16 protein-coding genes and 1 pseudogene are annotated in these 26,452 nt (G+C 32.6%); 11 read left to right on the top strand and 6 right to left on the bottom strand.

Annotation, left to right across the window (positions count from 1 at the left end; all coding sequences use genetic code 11):
- The 5 genes from GFJ36_RS14355 to GFJ36_RS14335 form a co-directional block, all read left to right on the top strand.
- Window positions 1-1,207 (top strand): M4 family metallopeptidase (locus tag GFJ36_RS14355; RefSeq protein WP_242015995.1); only part of this gene is annotated, 1,207 nt, incomplete at its 5' end.
- A 491-nt stretch (window positions 1,208-1,698) separates the two neighbouring features.
- Complete coding sequence (gene pulA / locus GFJ36_RS14350; RefSeq protein ID WP_227557229.1) at window positions 1,699-4,257, top strand: type I pullulanase; 2,559 nt, start codon at window positions 1,699-1,701, stop codon at window positions 4,255-4,257.
- Window positions 4,258-5,130: 873 nt separating this feature from the next.
- Window positions 5,131-6,108 carry a SagB/ThcOx family dehydrogenase gene (locus tag GFJ36_RS14345; RefSeq protein ID WP_141522845.1) on the top strand — a complete coding sequence of 326 codons (978 nt, stop codon included), beginning with the start codon at window positions 5,131-5,133 and terminating at the stop codon, window positions 6,106-6,108.
- Window positions 6,109-6,140: 32 nt separating this feature from the next.
- A complete protein-coding gene (locus GFJ36_RS14340) occupies window positions 6,141-13,151 on the top strand; it encodes a non-ribosomal peptide synthetase (protein WP_157349660.1) in 7,011 nt (2,336 codons plus the stop codon).
- Window positions 13,152-13,206: 55 nt separating this feature from the next.
- Complete coding sequence (locus tag GFJ36_RS14335; protein WP_000164811.1) at window positions 13,207-14,661, top strand: pyridoxal phosphate-dependent decarboxylase family protein; 1,455 nt, start codon at window positions 13,207-13,209, stop codon at window positions 14,659-14,661.
- A gap of 111 nt (window positions 14,662-14,772) precedes the next feature.
- Here GFJ36_RS14335 and GFJ36_RS14330 read toward each other — a convergent pair whose 3' ends face one another.
- Together GFJ36_RS14330 and GFJ36_RS29160 are read right to left on the bottom strand one after the other, a co-directional pair.
- A complete protein-coding gene (locus GFJ36_RS14330; protein WP_087984474.1) occupies window positions 14,773-15,729 on the bottom strand; it encodes an alpha/beta hydrolase in 957 nt (318 codons plus the stop codon).
- A gap of 312 nt (window positions 15,730-16,041) precedes the next feature.
- A complete protein-coding gene (locus tag GFJ36_RS29160) occupies window positions 16,042-16,209 on the bottom strand; it encodes a hypothetical protein (RefSeq protein WP_176546169.1) in 168 nt (55 codons plus the stop codon).
- 530 nt (window positions 16,210-16,739) lie between these two features.
- Here GFJ36_RS29160 and GFJ36_RS14325 point away from each other — a divergent pair.
- The 3 genes and pseudogenes from GFJ36_RS14325 to GFJ36_RS14315 all read left to right on the top strand — a co-directional run bounded on the left by GFJ36_RS14325 (window position 16,740) and on the right by GFJ36_RS14315 (window position 19,768).
- A pseudogene (locus GFJ36_RS14325) lies at window positions 16,740-17,337 on the top strand (undecaprenyl-diphosphatase).
- A 308-nt stretch (window positions 17,338-17,645) separates the two neighbouring features.
- Complete coding sequence (locus GFJ36_RS14320) at window positions 17,646-19,079, top strand: ABC transporter permease (protein WP_097890138.1); 1,434 nt, start codon at window positions 17,646-17,648, stop codon at window positions 19,077-19,079.
- Between the two features lie 11 nt (window positions 19,080-19,090).
- Window positions 19,091-19,768 carry an ABC transporter ATP-binding protein gene (locus GFJ36_RS14315; RefSeq protein WP_087984471.1) on the top strand — a complete coding sequence of 226 codons (678 nt, stop codon included), beginning with the start codon at window positions 19,091-19,093 and terminating at the stop codon, window positions 19,766-19,768.
- 295 nt (window positions 19,769-20,063) lie between these two features.
- Here the strand turns inward: GFJ36_RS14315 and GFJ36_RS14310 are convergent, their stop codons facing one another.
- From GFJ36_RS14310 to GFJ36_RS14295, 4 genes are all read right to left on the bottom strand, one after another.
- Complete coding sequence (locus tag GFJ36_RS14310; protein WP_087984470.1) at window positions 20,064-20,246, bottom strand: hypothetical protein; 183 nt, start codon at window positions 20,244-20,246, stop codon at window positions 20,064-20,066.
- Between the two features lie 328 nt (window positions 20,247-20,574).
- The gene (bla, locus tag GFJ36_RS14305; protein ID WP_087984469.1) at window positions 20,575-21,507 is read right to left on the bottom strand and encodes a class A beta-lactamase; all 933 of its coding nucleotides are present in this window, start codon (window positions 21,505-21,507) and stop codon (window positions 20,575-20,577) included.
- A gap of 429 nt (window positions 21,508-21,936) precedes the next feature.
- A complete protein-coding gene (locus GFJ36_RS14300; RefSeq protein ID WP_157349667.1) occupies window positions 21,937-23,409 on the bottom strand; it encodes a sensor histidine kinase in 1,473 nt (490 codons plus the stop codon).
- Window positions 23,402-24,067 carry a response regulator transcription factor gene (locus GFJ36_RS14295; RefSeq protein WP_087984467.1) on the bottom strand — a complete coding sequence of 222 codons (666 nt, stop codon included), beginning with the start codon at window positions 24,065-24,067 and terminating at the stop codon, window positions 23,402-23,404. Before GFJ36_RS14295 ends, GFJ36_RS14300 begins: the two co-directional genes overlap by 8 nt.
- A 448-nt stretch (window positions 24,068-24,515) precedes the next feature.
- Between GFJ36_RS14295 and GFJ36_RS14290 the strand changes: the two genes are divergently transcribed.
- The 3 genes from GFJ36_RS14290 to GFJ36_RS14280 all read left to right on the top strand — a co-directional run bounded on the left by GFJ36_RS14290 (window position 24,516) and on the right by GFJ36_RS14280 (window position 26,390).
- Window positions 24,516-25,208 (top strand): HAD family hydrolase, encoded by a 693-nt coding sequence (locus GFJ36_RS14290; protein WP_157349666.1) that lies wholly within the window; start codon window positions 24,516-24,518, stop codon window positions 25,206-25,208.
- A gap of 201 nt (window positions 25,209-25,409) precedes the next feature.
- Complete coding sequence (locus GFJ36_RS14285) at window positions 25,410-25,781, top strand: DUF4180 domain-containing protein (protein WP_087984465.1); 372 nt, start codon at window positions 25,410-25,412, stop codon at window positions 25,779-25,781.
- 105 nt (window positions 25,782-25,886) lie between these two features.
- Entirely contained in the window at window positions 25,887-26,390 is a 504-nt protein-coding gene (locus GFJ36_RS14280) for a MepB family protein (RefSeq protein WP_141542831.1), read from the top strand.
- Window positions 26,391-26,452: the final 62 nt, after the last annotated feature.

The raw sequence follows: 26,452 nt of genomic DNA, 5'->3' as shown, positions 1-26,452 counted from the left end.
CAATTTTATTTCTGAGCCTGAAGTTAAAGAAGTTATTTTTGTTGATGAAAATAATGGACAAGCTAGCAATGCATACCAAGTTACATTTGAAGCTGCAACACCAAAATATGTTTCCGGAACTTATTTAGTAAATGCACAAAATGGTGATATGTTAAAAAATATGGTACAAGAATCTAACTTAAAAGCAAGTGAAAAACTAGTTGGAGCATTAAAGAAAAGTAAAAAAAGCAATCTTACATCATTAACTGGAACAGGAAAAGATGATTTAGGTATATCACGTACATTTGGAATCTCTCAACAAAGTAATGGCAAATATGCTCTTGCTGATTATACAAGAGGGCAAGGAATCGAAACATATGATGTGAATTATAGAGACATTACTAAAGAAGAAAGCTATTATCCTGGTACATTAGCAACTAGTACTTCGACAACATTTAACGATCCAAAAGCAGTAAGTGCTCATTACTTAGCAACAAAAGTATTTGATTTTTATAAAGATAAATACAAGCGTAATAGCTTTGATAATAAGGGACAAAAGGTAGTTTCAGTTGTACACGCTTGGGATTCTGGAGATACGAATGATCCGAAAAATTGGCAGAATGCATTAAGTGCGAATAATGGAAGTATGCTTGTATATGGAGATCCTATCGTCAAGGCATATGACGTAGCTGGCCATGAATTTACACATGCTGTTACTTCTAGCGAATCTAATCTTGAATATTACGGTGAATCTGGTGCGATTAATGAGGCACTATCTGATATTATGGGAACATCTATTGAGAAATACGTAAATAATGGAAGCTTTAACTGGACGATGGGAGAACAAACTGGATCTGTTTTCCGTGATATGGAAAACCCGGCTTCTGTTCCATCTTCACTTGGAGTACCTTATCCAGATGATTACAGTGAATTTAACGATTTTAACGGATGGGATCAAGGTGGCGTTCATTTTAATTCAAGCATTATTAATAAAGTTGCGTATCTCATTGCAAAAGGTGGAACTCATAACGGAGTAACTGTTAAAGGAATTGGTGAAGATAAAATGTTTGATATCTTCTATTATGCAAATACAGATGAGTTAAATATGACTTCTAATTTCAAAGAATTGAGATCAGCATGTATTCGAGTGGCAACGAATAAATATGGAGCAAATACTGCTGAAGTTCAAGCAGTTCAAAAGGCATTTGATGCAGCAAAAATTAAGTAAGTTAGAAATATAGTTTCCATTCATATATTATTACGTTATGAAAAACAGCTACTGTCATTTTAAAGATGGTAGCTGTTTTTTTATACAGCAATGTATGATTGAAAATACACTTACTAAGCAATAATTAAGTTGTATATCTTTATGAAGTTACGACACATATATAAGGTTTAAAGTATATAAAAACAGAAAATTAATAATATATTGACCTCTTAATAGAAAGTGCTATAGAATGAAAGCGATAACAAACGATTGCTTTAAAATGATTTCCTTGATCTTTTAGTATTTACAAATATATGCAGACATAAATAAATCTATTTTTTTAAACATTAATGCAAACGTTTTCGTATTAAAAGATCATTGAAATACATATGTGAAAATAGCCAATATGGGGGTGAAGTAAAAGAGAGTTCTAGATTAATTTAAGTAGTGTAATTTAGTACGAGCATAATAAATTGTACGTACTATTTAAAGAAAGGGTGTATGTGGTGCAAATGATAAAAAGATTAATTAACAAATCAGTTTTATTACTTACTATAATCGTTATGTTATCATCTGTTTTCTCTTTTCAAAGTGTAAAAGCAGTTTCAAATTCGAAAACAACTGAAGTTATCATTCATTACAAAGAACAGTCTGGAAATACAAAGGATTGGAACCTTTGGTTATGGGGAGAAAATGCGAATGGTAAATCATATGAATTTACTGGTGAAGATGAATTTGGAAAGTACGCTAAAATTAATTTAGATGGTGACTATGATCGTGTAGGATTTATCATTCGTACAAATGATTGGGAAAAAGATGGTGGCGATCGTTGGATTGAAAATATAAAGGACGGTCGTGCTGAAGTATGGATTCTTTCTGGTGATGATAAAGTATATACTTCTAAGCCTTCTTCGGATCTATCAATTCAAAAAGCAACTATTGATAGTTTCAATGAAATTACTGTAACGACTAATGTGCCGTTTCATATTAAGGAACGGAAAATTGAAATTGAAGGCATTAGAATTAAGGATATTAGTCCTTATGATAGAAACAGTGGGAATGTTACGAATAAGTTTAAAATAATTACGGAGCAGAAAATTGATTTAAAACAATCATACAAAGTTAAAATCGAAAACGTAGCTGATACGTATACCGAAATCGGTAAAGTCATTCGTAGTGCGGAGTTTGATCATTCATTTTATTATGGTGGTAACGATTTAGGTAATATATATACACCACAACATACAAAGTTCCGTGTATGGGCTCCTACTGCGAGTGAAGCGAAATTAGTTACATATAAAAAATGGAACGATAAAATAGGTACTGAAATAAACATGCAACAAAGTGAAAAAGGCACTTGGAAAGCAGAACTTACAGGGAACCAAAAAGGCCTCTTTTATACGTATAAGGTGAAAATTGGGGATAAGTGGACAGAAGCAGTTGATCCGTATGCGCGTGCTGCTTCTGTAAATGGAGATAAAGGTGCAGTTGTCGATTTAGAAGAAACAAATCCTAAAAAATGGAAAATGAATAAAAAGCCAAAATTTAAAAATCCGGAAGATGCAATTATTTATGAATTGCATGTACGTGATCTTTCTATTCAGCCCGAAAGTGGTATAAAACATAAAGGAAAATATTTAGGTGTAACTGAAAAAGGAACAAGAGGGCCTAAAGATGTGAAAACAGGACTTGATCATATGAAAGATCTTGGTGTTACGCACGTACAGCTTTTACCGATATTTGATTATGCTTCAGTAAATGAAGAGAATTTAAACGAACCACAATATAACTGGGGATATGACCCGAAAAACTTCAACGTTCCAGAAGGATCCTATTCTACAAATCCATATGAACCAACTGTTCGAATAACCGAATTAAAGCAAATGATTCAAACACTGCATGATAATAATCTTCGTGTAGTAATGGATGTAGTATATAACCATATGTATAACGCTGCGGAATCTAATTTTCATAAGTTAGTTCCAGGTTATTATTATCGTTACAATGAAGACGGAACATTTGCAAATGGAACCGGAGTAGGAAATGATACAGCTTCAGAACGGAAAATGATGAGGAAATTTATGGTTGACTCCGTCACATATTGGGCAAAAGAATACAATTTAGACGGATTCCGTTTTGATTTAATGGGTATTCATGATTATGAAACAATGAATGAAATACGTAAAGCTGTTAATCAAATTGACCCTTCTATTATACTGCATGGAGAAGGTTGGGATTTAAATACACCTCTTGCTGCTGAATTGAAAGCAAATCAAAAAAATGCAGAGAAAATGAAAGGGATTGCTCATTTTAACGATAATATACGAGATGGATTGAAAGGTAGTGTATTTGAGGAGAAAGAAAATGGCTTTGTAAATGGGAAGGAAAACATGGAAGACCGTATTAAAAAAGGGATTACAGCAGGCATTGACTACGATACAAATTCGTCTACGTATAAAGATCCGGAGCAGGTGCTAACTTATGTGGAAGCGCATGATAATCATACATTATGGGACAAACTTGAGTTAACTAATCCAGGTGACAGTGAAGAAGTGCGAAAACAAATGCACAAATTGTCTTCTTCAATATTATTAACATCACAAGGCATTCCATTCTTACATGCAGGACAAGAGTTTATGCGCACGAAATATGGTGATCATAACAGTTACAAATCTCCTGATTCAATTAACCAAATGGACTGGTTACGCCGTGCAGCATTTAATAATGAGGTAGAATATATGAAGGGCTTAATAGATTTACGCAAAAAGTACTCAGCTTTTCGAATGACATCTGCAGAACAAATTAAAAAACAGGTCTCTTTTATTGATACTCCCAAAAATGTTGTGGCTTATTCAATAGAGGGAAATGGTAAGAAAAACGAATACTTTATGGTGGCTCATAATGCAAATAGAGAAACCGTTGACATAACGCTTCCATCGAAAGGTCCTTGGAAAGTACTAGTAGACGGTAAACAGGCGGGCAGTAAAACACTTTACGTTGTTCATGATAATAAAATTAAAGTTCCTGCATTAAGTTCATTAGTTTTAAAAACGGAGAAACCAATTAAATAAAAGCAAATAATGTGGAAGTATATATAGAATTGAGTAATTTAGATACGGATTATAAATGCAAAAAGCGAGGTGAAGGTTGTTTTCACTTCGCTTTTAAAGTTAATGTAATATAATTTCACATACTGTAATTATATTACAATTTAATAAAAGAAATAGACAAGAGATTATTGTTATTGTAACAGTGGGGGAAGAAGATGTCTTTGCGTTTATTTATAAAATTATCTGAAATACATTCTTAATTTATATAATTTTTATTACATATTCGAACATATAACGGACTAGAGGTTCGAGTTGTATTAATTCCTACAAATCGTTTAAAGATAGCAAAGGCGTAAAAAGTATATCGAATTAAAATAGAGAAAAGACACCTTGAATGGTGTCTTTTCTCTATTTTAAATACGATATGTAAGTGACTCACTTGTATGTAATAGTATGTTATATTTTTACACTAACTTCTAAAGAAAAATTTAAAACTCTATTCCTAATCTATTTGTAATAAATCGCATCAGAAAATTTTATCGATATAATAAATAAAACTTTCTCAACATTATTTGATTTAATAACTATATTCAACCGCTCTCCAATCCATTACAATAATTTCACATTGGAAATGCATGAGTATTCTCAATGTTCTAAATGGTTTATACCTTATAGGATTACTATGGGAAAGGATGTGAAATATCTAATAAAAAAACACTTTTTATGATGAAATAAAAAAAATTAATGAAGAAAAAGTTATTTCATTATTTTCAAGTTTCGTTGAAGTGCATGTATTTATAATCACTATGAGACAAGGATCAGAATCTAAAAAATATTTTTTGTAGATTTGAAAATTGCATTTCAAAAATAAGTTAAACGTTTATGGAGGGTTATATGAACGAGAAAATTTATTACTGGTCTCCTATTAAACATTGGGAGAAGTTGCATAATGAAGTTTTGATAGGGGAAATGAGATTTACAGGCATTCTGTCTGAGTGGTTTCCTGAGTTTTATTTTATGGCTCAAAAAGGTGTAAAAATTAGTGAACTAGTAGAGCGCTTTTCGTTAGGAAATATAGAAGAGACACAAAAAACAATAGAGCTTATGATAAAAAATCGTGTGTTAGTAAGTAACATATTACACCCAAGAGAAGTATTTTCTACACAAGAAAAGATTTTTACAAATCCATATAGCGACCAGATTCGCTTTTCTAAAGAAGAGTTAGATAAGTATATGAATGAACAATTAAATCGCACGCACGTTGCTGCACGGTCAACTGAAATTCAACTTGAAACAACAGATGAGTTACCTACTATAATCAAGGAACGTAGGTCTTGTCGTCAATTTGATATGGAAAAACATATTAGTTTTTTAGAATTTTCCCAATTCATATCAACTCTAAAACAGGTTAGGGAAGAAAAAATATACTATCATTACGCAAGTGCAGGCGGGCTATATCCCATTGATATCTTTGTTTATATAAAACCAAAACGTATAGAAGGTATGAAAGCTGGGTTTTATTATTATAACCCATCAAAAAATAGTCTTGTGATTGTAAACAACATTGATCAAGTAATCAAAAGTGATCATGAGTTAATTAACCAGGAATTATTTACTCAATCTGCTTTCTCAGTTTATTTGGTTTATAATGCGAACGCTTCCATCCCTAAATACGGTTCAGATGGATATTTATTTGCTTGTATTGAGTCAGGCATTATCACTGCTACCTTAAATATGGTTGCTGAGACATTAAATTTAGGCGTTTGTTCAGTTGGTCATATGAAATTTGAAGAGATTCAGCAATTTTTATGTTTGGATAACCATCAAGTATTTCTGCATGGGCTTGAAGTTGGCCTGAAAATTAACGAATAGAAGAAATGAATATTAGGGGGATAAAGATAAACATGCACATTAAAGATCGAAGTTCTATTCATGTAAATAAAGGGGTAGAAGCGTTTTGGAAGGAGCAATTATCTTCCGAGGTACTTGATTTTTCTGTATTTAATAGTGATTACCAACTAAATAAAGAAAATCCTTGTGAGCACGTTCAAATCATAATGAATGTAGAGTTGAGTAAAAGTATACAAAAAGAAAGTAAGTCTCAAGATTTATTATTATTTAGCTGGTTACAGACCGCGTTAAGAATTTGTTTGGCACACTATACAGATCAAGGAAAAATTACTATTGGTATTCCTGTAATCGAAAAAAATCTTGAACAAAGCGAGAATCTTAATAAATGGATTCCTTTAGGAAGTGAAATCCATCCGCATCATAGCTTTAAACAAGTAGTGAATCAGATTGAAGAAACGACTTTATTCGGGTATGACAATCAGGGGTATCCACTCTCAGAATTATTAGTGGAACATCCTTTAACTCCTTTTCAAATTGTTATTGGGATGGAAGGGTTACATAATAAAAATTCGATAGAAGAATATGCAGAGAATAATTTAGCGGTTTGGATACAAAGAAAATGGAATGAAATACATAATGAATTTGAATTTCAAATTTCTTTCAAATCTCATTCGTTTTCTTCTTTGCAACAGTTTGCAAATTCGTATCTTTATATTTTAAAGCAAGTATTAAAAAATCCGAATTTGGCAGTGAAAGATATTTGTATTATTGCAGAAGAAGAGAAAGAGTTGTTAGAAGGATGGAATAACAGTCAGACAAGCATAGACTTGTCTCTAACATTTCAAGATTTGTTTGAAGAACAAGTGTTAAAAACCCCAGATCAAATCGCTGTTGTTTGTAATGATCAATATTTAACATATAAAGAATTGAATCAGAAAGCAAATCAATTGGCTTCTATTCTTCAAAGTAAAGGTGTATCCAAGGAAAGTATTATTGGGGTTATGGTAGACCGGTCATTAGAAATGATCATTGGCATGATGGGAATTTTTAAAGCAGGTGCAGCATATTTACCAATCGATCCTAACTATCCAAATGAACGAATTGAATATATGTTACAAGATAGTCAAGCAAAATGTTTATTGAGCAAGCGAACGGAAGTAGAGTTACCGCAATTTGCTGGTGAAGTGCTGTATCTTGATGAGGAACATCTCTTCCAAGGTGAAGAAAGTAATTTAATTCGGGAAGGCGATCCTAATGATTTGGCTTATGTCATTTACACATCAGGATCAACAGGAAATCCAAAAGGAGTAATGGTGGAACAGAAATCTCTTGTTCATTTTTTAAGTGCAATGAGAGAAAAAGTAAAAGATAATCAATCATTCTTGTTTCTTGCTAGTGTTTCTTTTGATATTTCCTTGTTAGAAATATGTCTTCCTTTAACACAAGGCTCGAAAGTAGTCATTGCTACAGAGGACCAGTTTGCAACGAAAGAATTGGCTCATTTGGTCAAAGTACATAAGGTGGATTTATGGGAATCAACGCCATCGCGAATGGAAGTGATTTTAAGTGATCCAGAAGGGGTAAATTTTCTGAAAGATTTAAAATCTATTTTGTTAGCAGGAGAAGCATTTTCCATTGATTTGGTTGAAAAAATTCGATGCATCAGTGAAGCGACAATTTTAAATATTTATGGTCCTACAGAAACAACCATTTGTGCAACAGTAAAGGATTTGAGCTCCGCCAAAGAAGTTACGATTGGAAGTCCCAATCCGAATTATCATTCCTATATATTGAATAAGTATGGTCAATTAAAACCATTTGGAATTCCGGGTGAACTCTGTATTGGTGGCGTGGCGGTAGCACGAGGGTATCTTGGGAAATCTAAACTGACAGATGAAAAATTTGTACCGAGTCCTTTTACTGCAGGAGAAATGATGTATCATACGGGTGATCTCGTTCGTTGGTTGCCTAATGGAGATCTTGAATATCTAGGTCGAATGGATCATCAAGTAAAAATTCGGGGATATCGGATTGAATTAAGAGAAATCGAAAGCCAGTTAAGGGAATATCCAGAAATAAAGCAAGCTATCGTTGTTGATCAAGTATATGGAAATAGGAAATTATTAGCTGCGTACTATGTATCCGATAATAAGGTCTCTTTTGATGAAATCAGAAAATATTTAAGTGATAAATTACCTGAGTTTATGATTCCTGAAAAAATGATTCAGGTGGAAGAGATTCCGTTGAATCCAAATGGGAAAGTAGATAGGAAAAGGTTATTAGATATAACACAAACGGATTATGTATCAATTCCATACGTTGCCCCGCGCAATGAAATTGAACAAAAATTGGTGCATGCATGGGAAAAAGTTATGGAGACTGAGGGAATCGGTATTCATGATAATTTTTTTGCTTTAAAAGGAGAATCGATTAAAGCACTTCAGGTAATTAATTTATTAAGAAAAGACTGCTTAAAAATAAGTACAACAGATTTTTTTAAGCATCCTACGATTGCTCAACTTAGTTCTTGTGTAGAGGTAGATCATAAAGAGAAAAACTTTGAAAATAGACCAACTCATGTTAAAGATTTGTCTAAGTCATTTCCATTAACAGAGGTTCAGACAGCGTACATGTTAGGGAGGAATTCACAGTTTGAATTAAGCGGTATTTCACCTCAAACATATTTTGAATATGAAACAAAATTGGATATTAATCGTCTTTCAAAAAGTTTTCAAAAGGTAATTCATCGTCATCCAATGTTGCGAGCTGTAATTTTACCAGAGGGAGGACAGCAAATACTACAAAGCGTTCCTGATTACGAGATTGAAATAGTTAGTCTCATAGATTTAGATGATAGGAATCAAAATGCTCGCTTACAAGAAGAACGTTCTCGAATGACTAACCATGTATTCCCTTTGGGGAAATGGCCTTTGTTTGAATTAAAAGCCTTTCTTTTAAAAGAAGACACGTATTTATTATGTTTTCGATACGATGCTTTATTAATGGACGGAGCAAGCATGAACATAGTTGGACAGGATTTGTTGCATTATTATTATAAACCAAATCAAAAATTAGAATCTCTATCTTTTGATTTTCAAGATTACATGTTTATCTATGATGAAATGGAACAAAGTGAAGAATATAAAACAGCAAAAGATTATTGGACAAGTAAGCTTCCTGACTTTCCATTTGCACCTTCTTTGCTGTTAAAAAAGGATCCGGCAGAGATTGCTACTCCTAAATTCCAATCACTTACTAAGATCCTGGACAATGAAAAGTGGACAAAGCTACGAAAGTTAGCACAAGAGAAAGAAGTAACTCCTTCCGCTCTGCTTTGTACAATATATGGTGATGTGTTGGCATATTGGAGTAATCAACGTAAATTTGCAATTAATTTGACTGTATTTAACCGTTATCCTGTTCATGAAGAAGTAGAACAGATTGTGGGAGATTTCACATCGCTTATTTTGTTGGATGTTGATGTAAAACCAGAGCAATCTTTCTTTACTAGAGTAAAAGAAACGCAATCTACTTTATTGGATGGCCTTGAACACCGTCATTACGATGGAGTTAACTTTATTCGAGATTTTACTCGATACCACCAAATGACGCCAAAAGCAGTTATGCCAATTGTCTTCACCTCGATGCTAACAGGTACGGGTGCGTTTGCTTGGGAACAGCTTGGTTCTCTTCGTCATATTCATGCTCGGACTCCACAAGTGTATTTGGATAATGTAGTAATTGAAAAAAATGGAGAGTTATTAATTAGCTGGAACTATGTTGAAGAGTTGTTTGATGTTGATGTAATAGAAGCAATGTTTTCCCAATTTGTTGACTTATTGGAACAATTGGTGAAACAAAGCGACGTAACATCTTTGCAGATGAAAGAATCGGATCAAACTTTAATTGAGCAATACAATGAAACAACAGAAAAAATACCTTTAACTACTCTGTATCAATTATTTACAGACCAAGTAAAACGTACACCGGATGAAGTAGCAGTGGTATTTGAGCAAGAATGGTTAACATACTCGGAACTTCATAAACGCTCCAATCAAATTGCGCATTTCTTAAAAGAGCAAGACATTGGTCTAGGTGACAAAGTGGGTCTTTTAGCAAAAAGGCGAGTTGACACAATTGTTAATATGTTAGGTATTTTAAAATCAGGTGCCGCTTATGTTCCGATTGATCCCGATCATCCTTTAGATCGCCAAACATATATTTTAAAAAATAGCTCATGCAAGCTTTTATTAGAACCTAGTCTTTATGAAGAAAATCATTTGTCATTTTATACAACAGAAGATATGCCCGCTATTGCTGGTCCAGAAGATATTGCCTATATCATATACACTTCAGGAAGTACAGGAAAACCAAAAGGAGTAATTATTACTCACCAAGCGGTTACAAATACTATTCAAGACATAAATCAAAAATATGAGGTGAATGAAGATGATCGTATTATTGGTATCTCTTCCATGTGTTTTGACCTATCTGTATACGATATTTTCGGAGCTTTAAGCACAGGTGCAATGTTAGTAATGATTCGTGATCCGAGAGACATGCAAGAATTAATCCGCACTGTCGAACGTAGAGGGATTACAATTTGGAATACAGTGCCTGCAATCATGGATTTGGCATTGGATCAAGTAGGTTCTCATTTTGAATATCCTTCTTTACGTTTAGTTTTACATAGTGGAGATTGGATTCCGCTTTCTTTACCAGAAAAAATAAAAAGACATTTTCCGATTGCAGAAGTAGTTTCACTAGGAGGGGCAACAGAAGCATCGATTTGGTCAATTTATTATCCGGTCAAACAGGTGGAATCACATTGGAATAGTATTCCATACGGGATGCCCTTGGCAAACCAAACGTATTATGTGTTGAACTATGAAAAGAAAATGTGCCCTGTTGGTGTAATTGGAGATTTATATATTGGGGGAGTGGGCCTTGCTAAAGGATATTTAAATGATGAAAAGAAAACAAATGAAGCGTTTGTTTCACATCCTGATTTTGGTCTTATATATAAAACAGGAGATTGTGGAAAAATGCATTCTGAGGGATATATTGAATTTTTAGGCCGCCAAGATTACCAAGTGAAAATTCAGGGATATCGAGTAGAGTTAGAAGAAATCTCTCATTGTCTTCTAACTTATAAACAAGTCGAACATGCTGTCGTAATTGATCAAACAGATGAGAACGGGATAAAATTTTTAGTTGCATATGTGGTAACTGAGCAAAATATTAGTACAACAGAACTACGAAAGCATTTGCGAGATCACTTGCCAGATTATATGATTCCTTCTTATTTTGTTTATTTGGACCAATTACCCCTGACTCCAAACGGGAAATTAGATAGAAAAGCGCTCCCTACTCCGGAGAAACAAAAAAATGAAGTATTTATTGCCCCAAAAACTGAAATGGAAAAAATATTAACTAGTATTTGGCAAGAAGTACTCAAAATAGATCAAGTTGGAGTAAATGATCATTTCTTCGCCTTAGGTGGAGATTCGATAAAAGCAATTCAAGTGTCCGTTAGACTGTATCGACAAGGATTCGAGCTTGAACCAAAAAATCTATTTTCATTTCCTATATTAAGAGATATGGTTCAATTTGTTAAAAAGCTAGACCAGTTTTCAAGTTCACAAACAAATGATGTAAATATAATGAACGATAATAAAGCTACATTACTAAATGTTAAAGATAAACAACTTAATCAACATACACTTACCAAAATACAAGAAAAAATGCCGGATATAAAAATAGAACGTATTTACCCGCTAGCACCTTTCCAGGAAGTTATTTATGAGCATGCTACGAATGAACCTGATACAAATGCATATTTTGAACAAACAATTTGGGCACTTGAGGGGGAGCTGGATATTAAACTCTTTATTCAGTGTTTCCAACAATTAGTTGATCGTCATGATTCTTTAAGAACAATAATTGTGCAAGATGAACAAGCAAAACCTTGGCAAGCTGTTCTATATGATGTTCAAATAAATTCAGAAATAAAAAACTTGATTGAGATGACGAAACAAGAACAGCAAGAATTCCTAGATCAGTGGATGAATGAAAATTTAAGTCAAGGATTTAAAAATGGTGAACTTATGACCCGTCTCTGTATATTCCAACTAGGTAATAACGAGTATAAGGTAATTTGGAGTTCCCATCATCTATTATGTGATGGTTGGAGCGTCAGCATTTTGATAGACGAATTATTCCAGCTCTACGAAACTACAAATGCGGGAACTACGGCGGAGTTACCTATGGTAAAACCTTTTGAAACATTTATAGATTGGACTTTGGCACAAGATCATGAGAAAGCACGTCATTTTTGGCGAGATTATTTATCAGGATACAATCAGAAAATTAGTATTCCTAAAAAGAAAGTCCCATCTAAAAGTGAAGGGTTAAACTTCACTTTTATGGATTTAACATTAGACAAGGATTTGACTGATCAGTTACAGACATTTGTAACTAAAAATAATATAACTATGAATACAGCATTACTAGCTGTATGGGGAATATTACTTGGCAAATTTAACGGAACGAGAGAAGTAGTATTGCCTAATCTAGTATCAGTCAGACCTCCCGAAGTAGAAGGAATTGAAAATATGTTCGGTCTGTTCACAAATATTTTGCCTATCCGATTAGCATGGACAGAAACGCAATCTTTTGTGGATTTTCTGCAAAAGGTACAACTAGAGACATTGAAATGTAATGAGTATGCATACTATTCATTTGTTGATATACAAAAGCAAAGTGAATTAAAAACTGAGTTGACTGACCATCTTTGGGTTTTTGAAAACTATCCAACTAATCCAGCAATCTTTTCTTCAAATGAAAACAGACATTTTGCTATCACGGATTACGAAGTTGTTGATGAGCCACATGTAAAGTATGGAATTATGTGCTTCCCTGAAGAAAAACTTACAATAAAGTTTGGATTTGATCAAACGGTATATGAAGCAGAGAAAATACAGGAAATATTAAATCAGATCCATGGATTAATCAACATGATTCTTCAAAATCCAATACAAGCAATTGGTGATTACAAATTATAAAAAATAAAAAGGCGAGCAAGAACTCGCCTTTTTAAATAGAATAGGAGTAAATCAAATGACAAAAAACTTGCAGTTATCAGCCGAAGAGATGCGTCAGTTAGGATATCAAGCGGTTGACTTGATTGTTGATCATATGAATCATTTAAAAAGTAAACCAGTTTCAGAAACGATTGATAGTAATATTTTTAGAGACAAGCTAATTGAAACGATTCCGGAAAACGGATCTAATCCAAAGGAATTACTTCATTTTCTTAATAACAATGTGTTTAATCAAATTACTCATGTGGATCATCCTCATTTTATGGCTTTTGTGCCAGGTCCTAATAATTATGTTGGTGTATTAGCAGATTTTTTAGCAAGTGGGTTTAATGTATTTCCTACAGCTTGGATAGTAGGTGCAGGTGCCGAACAAATTGAATTAACGACAATTAACTGGTTAAAATCAATGCTAGGATTCCCTGATTCAGCTGAAGGACTATTTGTCAGTGGTGGTTCCATGGCTAATTTGACTGCACTTACTGTAGCGAGACAGGTCAAGCTGAATAATGACATAGAAAATACGATTGTTTATTTTTCTAACCAAACTCATTTTTCTGTAGATCGAGCACTTAAAGTATTAGGTTTTAAACAGCATCAAATTTGCCGAATTGAGACAGATGAAGACTTAAAAATTTCAGTTAGTACTTTAAGAAAACAAATAAAAGAAGATCGATTAAAAGGGAAAAAACCATTCTGTGTTATTGCTAATGCAGGGACAACGAATTGCGGAGCGGTGGACTCCCTCGATGAATTGGCTGATGTATGTGGTGATGAAGATATATGGCTACACGTGGATGGGGCTTATGGGGCTGCAGCAATTCTCAGTGAAAAAGGAAGGGAGTTATTAAGTGGAATTCATCGTGCCGATTCTTTAACGTTAGACCCGCATAAATGGCTTTTTCAGCCTTATGATGTTGGTTGTGTACTTATTCGAAATAGCCAATATTTAAGTGAAACATTCCGTATGATCCCAGAGTATATTAAGGATACAGAAACTAATATAGAAGAAAAAGTGAATTTTGGGGAGCGTGGAATTGAACTTTCTCGTAGATTTAGAGCATTAAAGGTATGGCTTTCTTTTAAAGCATTCGGAGTTACAGCTTTTCGTGAGGCAATTGATCATGGCATTATGCTAGCTGAACAAGTTGAAGAGTTTTTAAGGAAAGAAAAAGATTGGGAAGTAGTAACACCTGCCCAATTAGGAATTGTTACTTTTCGTTATATTCCATGTGAGCTAACATCTACAGATACAATTCATGAAATAAACAAAAAATTGGTGGAAGAAATTAATCAAAGAGGATTTGCTATGCTAAGTACGACTAAATTAAAAGAAAAAGTAGTAATTCGACTTTGCTCTATCAACCCAAGAACCACAAAAGAAGAAATACTTCAAATCATGATGAACATAAAAGCGTTAGCAGAGGAAATAAACACATCGCCTAAACATCTTATATCTGTTTCTCAACCTTAATATATTAGGCGGATTTTACATATTAATAGCCGATTCTTATTTAGAATCGGCTATTATATTTAAATGATAAATACATATATACTATTTATAAGTGTTTCTCTTGTAATGGGATTAAGCCTCAACCTTGGATACTCGTTTGAAACCAGTCTTTATTGCTTGTACTATTTCGTTCACAGCATAAATAGATACATCGGCATTTGGATTTAACCCTTCAAACCAGTGATAGGCATTTGGATATAAATGAAACTCCACATCAACACCAGCTTGTGCTAGCTTGCTTACATAGGTTAATGTTTCGCTGCGGAATGGATCTAATTGACCCACAAATGTGTAAGTATACGGTAAGTCACTATAATCCTCAGCTCGAGAAGGTGCTGCATAGGCAGGGATTTGATCCGTTCCATACATTTCTCCTAAATACATTTTCCAGCCAGCTTCATTTGCCTTTTGGTTCCAAATAAATCCCTCTTTAATTTCATTTGCTGAAGGTGTATCATTTCTGTCATCAATCATTGGATATAGTGGCATTTGTAAACAAATTGAAGGATATTTTCGATCTCGGGCTAATAATGATAATGCTGCTGTTAGTCCACCGCCAGCGCTTACTCCTGCAACCCCAATTCGATTCGAATCAATGTTTAATGACTTTGCATTATCAGCAATCCATTTTAAAGCTGAGTAACAATCCTCAATTGGTGCTGGGTAAGGGTGTTCAGGTGCTAAGCGATAGTCTACAGATACGACCACACAGTTAGCTTCTTTTGCAAACCTCATACAAGTATCATCGTTATCATCTATAGAACCTAAGATATAACCACCACCATGTATCCATAATAAGACAGGTAAAGATTTATGATTTGATTTTGGACGATAAATTCTTAATGGTAAAGGATTAGCATCTGGTCCAACAATGACTTCATCTGTTAACGAAAGGGAGTCATCAACAACGGTAGATGGTCTCATTTGAGCTATTCCTTCTCTAATTGATTGCAAGTTTTCCGGGCGTAAATCGAGATCTGGAAACATCTCTAACCCTTGTAATAATTCTGGATTTACTCTATTTTTCATTTGAGCACCTCTATTTGTAATTATTTTCAAATAAATGAAGTGTATTCTAAGTAGTTTAATTGTGAAAGAACACCATAATTAAATTGTAAATTGGATATGTTATAACAGTCAACAGAATATTCAGAAATAATAACCTTTCTCAAGAAGGAGTTTCACGCAACCAATAATACAAGTAGTGGATTTAGGAACAAAGTGTTTTCATGTCGTTGTATTTATGTACACTTAGTTTTCTAACTAAACCAAGTGATGATCTTTTTTATTTTAATGACATATTGCAAATGATACCTGTTCGAATTCATACTCGGTAAGAATTCATACATTTGTATTCCTTAAATGAAGATCGATTAATTTTGGAATTGTATAAGAGTTATGTCTTACTTTATTAGTAGCCTCTTTAATAACTGTATGAAGTTCATCCGCTGAACCATCTTTATTTCCAGCTACATGTTTAATTGCATTCTCTCCGCAATATGCTTTCACAATTTCCTCATCAGTATTGATGATACAAAACTTTACAATTGGACTTTAACTAACTACATATAAACTCCTTATATCTTAGATAAACTACCGATTAGCTCCATATAAACTCTAGATAACTAAGCTATCAAGGAGGTAAGAAAAAATGAATTTTATGATTGGTCTTATCGAAAATATCTCCTCAACTTCACAAATGATTATTTATATTGTATCGATTGCAGGTGCGATTATGTGAATGTTCCTGAACCACCATACACCGCTGTATCAGGGCTCTTACCAGTATAATAAGTATCAGGATTAAACGCCGCTTTAGATTCTTCAGTAAACATGAAAAATGACAAAACTGTAAGAATGCATGAATGTTTGTAAGAAAGTTCGATGTTTTCCTTTGTCTTTTTTTATTAAAATAAAAAAGAAGAAAGCGATTTCATAAGAGGTTGATATTTTAAGATGAGTACAATAACCAAAACTATTCAAGTAATGAAGGTGTAAGGCAATCAGTAAAACACCTTACTAAAAAGGAGGGATTTGAAATGTCTTTTTCTCAATTCAATATTGATATTTTTCGAGCAATTAATGATTTAGGTAAACAATATTCATTCCTAAACTCAACCATCGTATTTTTGGCAGAGTATATGGTATATATTTTTGCTTTAATTATTTTAGCTTATTGGTTTACTGGTCCCAGAAAAAGTAGAATGATGGTTATGCAAGCGATGTTTGCTTTTGTAATTGCTGAGGTGATTGGAAAAATAGCAGGGAAATTCCATCTAAATTATCAACCGTTTGCAGTATTGCCGGATGTGAATAAACTTGTCGACCATGCTGTAGATAATTCATTTCCTAGTGACCATACGATACTTTTTTTCGATTTGTTTTTCGTTTTGGCTTGTTCGTAAAAAAACTGGATGGTTATGGCTTATACTTGCATTTTGTGTAGCGATTTCCCGTATTTGGGTAGGGGTTCATTATCCTTTTGATGTTGCAATAGGGGCTTTAATAGGATGTGTTTCAGCATTGTTTTCTTATTGGTTAGTACCTAAATTTTCTTTTATCAAGCAATTGCTTACTATATATGAAAGAGTAGAGAAACATGTTTTACCATCCAAAAACAATTCAAAAGAATTTTGAGTATACAAGTATAAAAAAGACGTTATCTTTTCTGTAGAATTATAGGAAAGATAACGTCTTTTTCGTTTTATCGATATTGCAAAATATTAGATTGATAGTGATGTATCGGGACCCCGTAGTTAAATATAAGTTTGTTCAATTTTATCCAACCATTCAAAATAGCTTATTTTTTGTTTTTTAGTTTTTCTTGACTAAGCCAATGAATAACTACACATAAACTCCTTATATCTCTAGATAAACTACCGATTAACTCCACTTAAACTCTAGATAATCTATATAGAATACGAGTTATCAAGGAGGTAAGAAAAATGAATTTTATGAAACGTGCAATTCTCAGTATGAAAAAAAGGATAGGAACATCATTAATTTTGATGGCAGTTTTTCTGATTGTTACAAATTTGGTTCTTTCAGGGTTCACAATCCAAAATGCATCAAAAAAAGCTGCGGATGCAGCAAGAAAAAAACTAGGTGCAGATGTTACTTTAAGTCTTGATTTTGACAAATTAGGTCAACAAGCTCGGGAAACTGGCGAGATGCCTAATCCACCGAAGCTTAACACAAAAGAAACAGATCAATTAGCGAAGTCCAAGCATGTAAAAGACTATAATTACATAGCTAACACTTTCGGTATTTCTGATGGACTTAAACTAGTAGGAGCTTCAGAAGGAGAAGAAGAAGGAAAAGGTAAAGCGGGAATGGCGGCTGTGCGAGGCGGTTCAAGCTCTGGTACAGAAATAGATATGAATGCTTCTTTTATGATTGAGGGGGTTCGCAAGACTGCATTACAAGAAAGCTTTAAAAACGGAAAAAGTAAAATCATTGATGGAAAACCAATTACAGAGCAAATGAAGAATCAGAATGTAGCTTTAATGGAAAAACGATTAGCGGAATTAAACAATTTGAAAGTAGGAGACAAAGTTAAAGTGCAATCAGGAGATAAGAAGGAAACCCTTGAGGTTGAAATTATCGGTATTTACGAAACAAATGAGCAAGCAATGGGTCAACAAGCTCCTCCTATTATGGATCCAGCTAATAAACTATATATGCCGCATTCAACTATGAAAAAATTAGAAGTAGACCAAGGTATAAGTAGTGTTCAAGTCGTGTATTTCTTGAATGATCCACAATATATTGATGCATTTAAAAAAGAAGCAAAAAAATCTAATATTGATTTTAATTATTATAAATTAGATGCGCATGATTCATTGTACAAGCAAATGATTGGTCCTATCGAAAATATCTCTTCGACTTCTCAAATGATTATTTATATTGTATCGATTGCAGGTGCGATTATTTTAGGATTAATCATTATGCTATCAATTAAAGGACGTCGTAAGGAAATGGGGATTCTGTTATCTATTGGAGAGAAAAAGTGGAAACTGATGGCACAGTTCGTAGTAGAAGTAGTATGTATCGCTATTTTAGCATTTGGAGTATCCATAACAACAGGAGCCAAAGTTTCTCAATTTATAGGGGATCATTTACTTTCGAGTGAAATTGCTACAACAAGCGAAGAAACGGACACCACGCGAAATAATAGTACTGTAATGATGTCTGGACCTGGTGGTACTCTACAAAATCAAAAAGAAGATCCAATTGATAAAATTGATGTAAGTGTAACAGGAGAAGATGTAGGGAAAATGGGGGGGATTGGACTAGCTATTGCTATAATAGCAACGCTTCTTCCAGCATTATCAATTCTACGTTTAAATCCAAAACAAATTCTTTTAAAAGATGAATAAGGAGGAATAATATGGAAACAATTTTGCAATTTAAAAATTTGGATTATTATTATGAAAGTAATGGAAAAAATGTAGCGATACTAGACAATGTTAACTTTTCTTTTCAAAAAGGGCATTTCTACACGATTTTAGGACCATCTGGATCTGGTAAAACGACAACGTTAAGTTTAGGTTGTGGACTAGATGTCCCTAAAAATGGTTATGTACTGTATAATGGCAAAGATATTAGAAAAATTGGTTTGGATCGATACCGTAATCAAAATGTATCTGTAATTTTCCAATCTTATAACTTAATTACCTATATGACAGCTCTTCAAAACGTCTTAACAGCAATGGAAATTACAGGTGTTAAAGTGAAAAATAAGATGGTAAAGGCATTAGAGTTATTAGAGAAAGTAGGACTCACAGAAGCTGAAGCGAAACGAAACGTCTTGCAACTAAGTGGTGGGCAACAACAGCGTGTAGCAATTGCTCGAGCATTATCTTGTAATGTTGATTTACTTATTGCAGATGAGCCGACAGGAAACCTCGACGAAGAAACAGCAATGGATATTATAGAACTGTTTCAAGAACTTGCACATAAAGAGAATAAATGTATTATTGTTGTAACGCATTCACAGGAAGTTGCTAAAAAATCCGATCGTGCAGTTTATTTAAGTAAGAAGAAGTTGGTCGTAAACCAAATCTAATACGAATATCTTAGTTTTTTAATTCGCATAATTTTCAAAAAACAATCATTTCGAAAGCTTATATTTGATATATAATAAAATCAAGCCATAATCAAAATGGTCTCCCTGTATTGAATGTGAAGATAGTTTGTTGTTTCCTTTTTAACAATATTTGAAAAAGAACTTGTAGGATATTCTACAGGTTCTTTTTGTTATGATCAGTTACCTATATTATTGAGGAATTACATATAAAAATCGGGACATTAATTAGATGTAGAATCTAAATAATGTCCCGTTTAATTGTTTATCTGCATAGTTATTGAAGAATTAAACCTACTATCATAATTAAACTAAATACTATCATCCAGCCAAATGCACAATAGCCGAAGATTCTAATCCATTTAGGTAATTGATTCATGTTAACTTTATTTGTGGGAACTCCTTGCATAGAAAACACCATTTGTTGATCTCTATCCCTATTATTTTGTTGTTCATACATAACATCATCACCTTTCTAGAATAGTTGTATGTATAATATATCAGTCTGGAGAAAACTAAGTACCGAATATTAGACGAAATAAAAGTGATTCGACAAATATAGTGGATGGTTCTCTTTTCCAATACAGTATACTATATTTCAAAAAACGAAAATTTGATTACTCAAAAGCTATATATACTAAAGTATTTGCTCATTTAAAATATAGTAAACCTTTATCAAGAGATACTTATTATTCGATATTGATTAATTCGGATAAATTCACTAATACTTCTTAGCGTTTAGACACGTGTATGTCTTTCAAAATATAAGTACCGTAAAGTAGGAGTAATTATTTATTCTTTATTTTTAAAGCATTTAACGCTATTTTAGTTGCGTCTGCAATAAGTTTATCATCGTATTTCGCATCCTCTTTAGCATGATTAGAAAGTATCGCAAGTACAATTGGATTTTTATTTGGTGGCCAAATAATTGCGATATCATTCCTTGTTCCATAAGACCCAGAGCCAGTCTTATCGGCTACTTCCCATCCTGCTGGAACTCCAGCACGGATTAAGTTGTCTCCCGTAGTATTTCTTTTCATCAAATCTATTAAAAAGTTCCGTTTCTCAATTGGAAGGATATCACTTAGCGCGTAAGTTTGAAGACTAGTAGCTAATGCCATTGCGGTACTAGTATCACGAGTGTCATCTGGCTGCACTTCATTTAATTCTGGTTCAAAACGTTCAGGATTTGTAACAGAATCTCCTATTTCTCTTAGTGATTTTTTGAATTCACTTGGCCCACCTAATTGTTTAAGAATAAGATTTTGTGCAGTATTATCACTATATCGAATGGAAGCATCTGCAAGCTCCTTCAGAGTCATACCTGTTCCTACATATTTTTCTGTAATTGGATTGTAGTTCACAAGATCTTTGCTGGTATACTTAATTTTTTGATCTAAATCTTCTATTGATTTCTTTTGTAACAGTGCTCCAACAGCAAGGGCTTTGTGGGTAGATGCGTATGCAAAGCGTTCATCTGAACGATAAGTAACAGTTTGATTCGTACCAGTGTCCAATGCATAAATACCAAGTTTAGCATCATATTCTTTTTCAAGCTTTACAAAAGAATGCCTACTTGTATTTTCTTGTTTGGTTTGTTTCGATGGTTCGGATTGAATATTACTATTGGAACAGCCTATAAGCGTTACACATGAAAGTAATACTACAGGTAGCATCTTTTTATAATGTGCAATGTGAAGAACCTTCTTTGAAACTATCATACATTTTCAACCTCTTTCAAGAATATATGGATTTTGTATAAGTATTTTACATACCTATACAATTAACAAATGCACTGGATAGCACTCCTCTTGTACAAAATGAGAAGACTACCAAGAACACCTTTTTTATACGTAATAGACAATCTAAGTAACACATTTGTTCCATTTATGATTAAGCTTTTTAACATATCTATTAACTTTGTTTTTAGCATCGCAAACTCCATTTTTTTGAACTCTACTTAATTTAATATGGATTTAGATTGAGTTTTTCTTGTAACGGGAATTTCAATTGGATATCGCATATATAACAACTACTGATTTCATTTTAAAGTTGGATGGTAGAAATAAAGAGCTTAAAAAAACGAAAAGTCCCCCTTATTGATTCCTAATAAGATTATACTTGCTACAAAAACAAACAAACTCGTCCTACTAAGAGGGGAGTTTGTTTGTTTGTTGTTTAGATAAAGGAATGTTCATGCAAAATTGCACACTATGTTCCATATTTTTTATAGAATACTTTATATTTAGCGTTTCAAGAATTTGTTTAACAATATATAGCCCCAAACCACTTCCGCCAGTATTTCGATTCCTTGATTTTTCAATTCGATAAAATGGTTTGAAAATTTGTTGTATATCTTCATCTTTAATATTGATACCTGTATTTATAATTTGCATTTTAATTTGATCTTGTTTAGAATCCTTACTTAACTTTATATAGACTTTTTCATTATGTGGTGAATACATAACTGCATTATGGATAATATTTTTACATGCTTTTTCAAAAAGTACACGATCTGTATAAACAGAAAGGTCAGAGTCAATTTCTTTTATTATTTGGATGCTTTTTTGAGAAGCGAAAAATTCGAGACCTTTTGTGATTGTACCTATTAACTTTGAAAGATTAACTTCTTCTATTTTTAGTTTAAATGTGTGTTGTTCTAACTTTGACATACTTAAAATTTCACGAACTAATTGTTCCATACTTTCAATAATTTGATGATTTTTTTTTAAATATTGATCACGATTTTGATAAGGGCCAATATTGTATATCATCCCTTCTAAGTATCCTTTCATTACAGTAAGAGGAGACTTTAATTCATGTGCTACAATCGCAAAAAACTCTCTGCGTTTTGTTTCTATTTCTCTTTCTTTTTCAATATCATTTTTTAATTGTTCATTTGCTTTTTTTAAATCAAACATAGCTTGTTGTAAGTTAATAGACATGTCATTCAAACTATTAGATAATTCTCCTAACTCATCTGTGGAGCGAACCTCAATTTTTTCGGAGAAATCTAAATTTGCCATCTTTTGTGCACCCTCATTAATATAAATAAGTGGCTTTGTAATAAACCTGGAATAGAAATAAGCACTCCCTATACCAATTACGATCACAATGATACTAATATAGGGGAGAAAGCGCGCTAATACTTGCGAAGCTTCATCAATCGGTTGAAATGTTGCGAACACTACAAGCGTTAAACTAGCATCTTGGAATTGAATTGGTTCCGTAACATTATATGAATTGCTAATGGTACCTGCATTCTCAAATCGTGCTGCTTTAGTAACTACTGTTGTTTGTGTACCACTTTGAATAAAAGAAAATGAAGGCGAGTAAATAATTATTCCTTCTTTATTTTGAAGCGAAAGCATCGCGTTATTTTTTTTTGCGTATTCATCAAAAAGTGGTATCGCATCTTGAAACGTAAGATCTTTGGATTTATCAATTATTTCTTTTATCCCTGTTTGAAGTTGATCTGTTTTGTATTGCTCATAAAACGTAGGGAGAAAGAAATATAAAGTTAAATAAATCAACACTGCAAAGGATAACAAAATGAGAGATGTAGTCATAAAGAGTTTATAAGTAATTTGCTTCATCTTCATGATTTTTACAATTCTATTCATCAATTTTATAACCAATCCCCTTTATTGTTTTAATATAGGGGATAGCTAGTTTTTTACGTAGATTTTTAATATGTGTATCTATTATTCGTGTTTCTCCAAAATAATCGTATCCCCAAACTTTTTCTACGATATTTTCTCTTGTAAGTACTTTTCTTTCATTTTGAAATAGTAGTTGTAGAATTTCGAACTCTTTTGTCGTTAACAAAATTTCAACATCATTTACATATACTCTATATGCATCAACATCAATGCGCACTTCTTTAAATACCAAATAATTATTTACATTTTTATCATAACTTCTTCTAAGTACAGCTTGGACTCGTCTAATCAAAACATGAAACGAAAAGGGTTTTGTTATATAATCATCAATCCCAAGATCGAACCCTTTCATTTGATCTTCCTCTTCTTCTAACGCAGTTAGCATAATAATTGGTATGTTTGACTGACTTCGAATCATTTTAGCAACTTCAAATCCATTAAGATTGGGCATCATTACATCTAGAAGAACTAAATCAAAGGATTGCTTATTAAATTGTGTCATACCCTCTAATCCATCAGAAGCAACTACCACTGTATACTGTTGTGTCATTAAAAATTGTTTAATTAATTCCTGAATTTCTTGATCGTCCTCAACCACGAGGATATGATAGTTTTTCATAATATCACCTCTGGTAGTCATTATAGCCGTACTATCTGTAGTTTATGTGGAGATACAGTAGGAAACTTCATAGGACGTTTAACGTATTAACTCCATTTTCAAGATTGTGTATTCTCCATGAAAAAGTATTATTACCCATATTCCTTTTTTATGGAGAAATATTTGTGTGCTTGAAAAAACTTATCATATAAAAAGCTGAACGATTAATATTTACAAAAAAATAATGTATAATAATGTAAATTGTATGTAGTTTTTTTAAACTGTTTGAAAATATACTTTCGATATTTTACTAGAAGGGGAAAGGGAGATGAATTTAAATATAAAAGAAGCCAGCGAAATTTTAGAGCGTACGCTACAAACTTTTTAGTTTTTTTGCTAATTTAGTAAAGGCCTAAGGTGCGAACAAGGGATTATTTAAATCATGTGAGAAAGGTTGTGAAATTATTTGATGGGTTATAAAGCGATGCTGTTTGATTTAGATGATACGTTAATTGATAGGGATAAGGCAGTAGATAACTTGTTTTTATTAGTTTTAGAAAAAGGTTATGAGGATGTTAGTGATACAGTCAAAAACAATATGTTACAGAAATTCAAAGAATACGATAAAAGGGAATACGGCATTAGTGATAAAACGATAGTTTTAGAATCATTATTTGATGAATTCGCGCCGAAATATAGATTGCCACGCGATTATATCCAAGATTTTTGGAATTTAAATTTCCCTAAATGTTTTTCGATAGACCAAAATACTATTCATTTCTTAAATCATATAAAGAGGCACTTTAAAATTGGAATTATAACAAATGGCTCAACGCATAGACAAAAAGCTAAAATAATTAACACAAATTTAAACAATTACTTTGATACTATCATTATCTCTGAAGAAGTGGGACTTAGTAAACCTGATAAACGTATATTCGAATTAGCATTAAATAAGCTAAATGTACAACCAGAAGATGTATTATTTATTGGAGATGACTTAGAAAAGGATATTGCTGGTCCTCAAAATGCAAATATAAAAGGTGTGTGGTTTAACCCTCAGAAAATCAAGAATACTACCCAAATACAACCATATGCCGAGATTAACACTTTGGATAGTTTGTTAAGTTATGTTAATCCACAATATTTTTATAACAAGTAAAAGCAATTTCATATATATATTCAAAAATATAAAAAGAGAAACTATCATTAATTTCATTGACCGTATTAGTAATAAAAAATAGATATTTACAATAATAAATAGTGGCGATTTTAATAGTTGCGGCTAATTTAATCTATGGTTAATACGAAGTTTTTTAAAATAATTTTACTCATACTGTGTAAATTATAAAGGGGTGGGACTATGGAAATAAAGAAAGTAGTAATCGATGGAATCAATATTGCGGTCATTAGAAACGATAAGGTATTAATATCGGATGTTCAGTCTGCAATAGATACTATGGCAACAGTTCAATATGAAGTAGATGCTAAACATATTATTATCGACAAATCATTAATAACTGAAAGTTTCTTTGATTTAAAAACACGCCTTGCTGGTGATATCCTTCAAAAGTTTATAAATTACAGAGTAAAGATTGCTATTATTGGAGATTTCTCAATGTATACGAGTAAAAGCTTAAAGGATTTTATTTATGAATGTAATAAAGGGAAAGACATTTTTTACTTAGCAACTGAACAACAAGCAATTGAAAAACTAAGTACATTGAAGCATTAATAATACCATAGTAAAATCTCCCTCTTTTTCACGTCGCTTATTATTTACAACATATAAGAACTGATGTTTGTGGTAAACTAAGAGATGAATAAAGGGGGAGTTTTCTTGTACAATTTTAATGATACAATCCGAAATTTAAACAATTTAGTTTACAAACCTAACAATTTAATGATTACGAATCTAAAAGAAGAAAAGCAAAACGCAGAATATGTAGGATGTTTATTTCACTTAAATAACAAAACTATCCGTTTTAGAGTATCAAAAATTACGCCTAATAAAATTGGTCAATTTGTTTCTTTTTGGGAGAAAGATGACAATATGCATAATCAAGCATTTTCTTATGACGCTGCTCCTGACTTATTAGTTATCACTTGTATAGATGATAATCAACTAGGACAATTTATTTTCCCTAAAGAAATTCTTCTTAAAGAAAAAATATTAAAAACGCAAAGTCAAAAAGGGAAGATGGCTATGAGAGTTTATCCAATTTGGGATACCCCTGTTAGCAACCAAGCTAAAAAGAGCCAAATGTGGCAACTTCAATATTTTGTTGATATAAGAGATCATAATAATTTACCTATAGATAAACTATTACATTTGTATTTGTAGCTTCTTTTCTTAAGTAATCTTGTGAATTAGACTTTTTGTACCGGTACAGTTAAACGAAATGT

Origin of the sequence: Bacillus sp. EE-W1 (assembly GCF_009760835.1) — a bacterium.
Lineage (GTDB): Bacteria > Bacillota > Bacilli > Bacillales > Bacillaceae_G > Bacillus_A > Bacillus_A wiedmannii.
The sequence above is the reverse complement of the archived record's forward strand: the minus strand, read 5'-3'. Positions and strand labels throughout refer to the sequence as shown.

Bases quoted from the DNA above. Each gene is read 5' to 3' on its own strand.
- GFJ36_RS14320 (WP_097890138.1), top strand. From the start codon at position 17,646: ATGAATTTTATGAAACGTGCAATTCTCAGTATGAAAAAAAGGATAGGA.
- GFJ36_RS14290 (WP_157349666.1), top strand. From the start codon at position 24,516: ATGGGTTATAAAGCGATGCTGTTTGATTTAGATGATACGTTAATTGAT.
- GFJ36_RS14295 (WP_087984467.1), bottom strand. From the start codon at position 24,067: ATGAAAAACTATCATATCCTCGTGGTTGAGGACGATCAAGAAATTCAG.
- GFJ36_RS14300 (WP_157349667.1), bottom strand. From the start codon at position 23,409: ATGAATAGAATTGTAAAAATCATGAAGATGAAGCAAATTACTTATAAA.
- bla (WP_087984469.1), bottom strand. From the start codon at position 21,507: ATGATAGTTTCAAAGAAGGTTCTTCACATTGCACATTATAAAAAGATG.
- GFJ36_RS14340 (WP_157349660.1), top strand. From the start codon at position 6,141: ATGCACATTAAAGATCGAAGTTCTATTCATGTAAATAAAGGGGTAGAA.
- GFJ36_RS14285 (WP_087984465.1), top strand. From the start codon at position 25,410: ATGGAAATAAAGAAAGTAGTAATCGATGGAATCAATATTGCGGTCATT.
- pulA (WP_227557229.1), top strand. From the start codon at position 1,699: ATGATAAAAAGATTAATTAACAAATCAGTTTTATTACTTACTATAATC.
- GFJ36_RS14330 (WP_087984474.1), bottom strand. From the start codon at position 15,729: ATGAAAAATAGAGTAAATCCAGAATTATTACAAGGGTTAGAGATGTTT.
- GFJ36_RS14315 (WP_087984471.1), top strand. From the start codon at position 19,091: ATGGAAACAATTTTGCAATTTAAAAATTTGGATTATTATTATGAAAGT.
- GFJ36_RS14345 (WP_141522845.1), top strand. From the start codon at position 5,131: ATGAACGAGAAAATTTATTACTGGTCTCCTATTAAACATTGGGAGAAG.
- GFJ36_RS14335 (WP_000164811.1), top strand. From the start codon at position 13,207: ATGACAAAAAACTTGCAGTTATCAGCCGAAGAGATGCGTCAGTTAGGA.
- GFJ36_RS14310 (WP_087984470.1), bottom strand. From the start codon at position 20,246: ATGTATGAACAACAAAATAATAGGGATAGAGATCAACAAATGGTGTTT.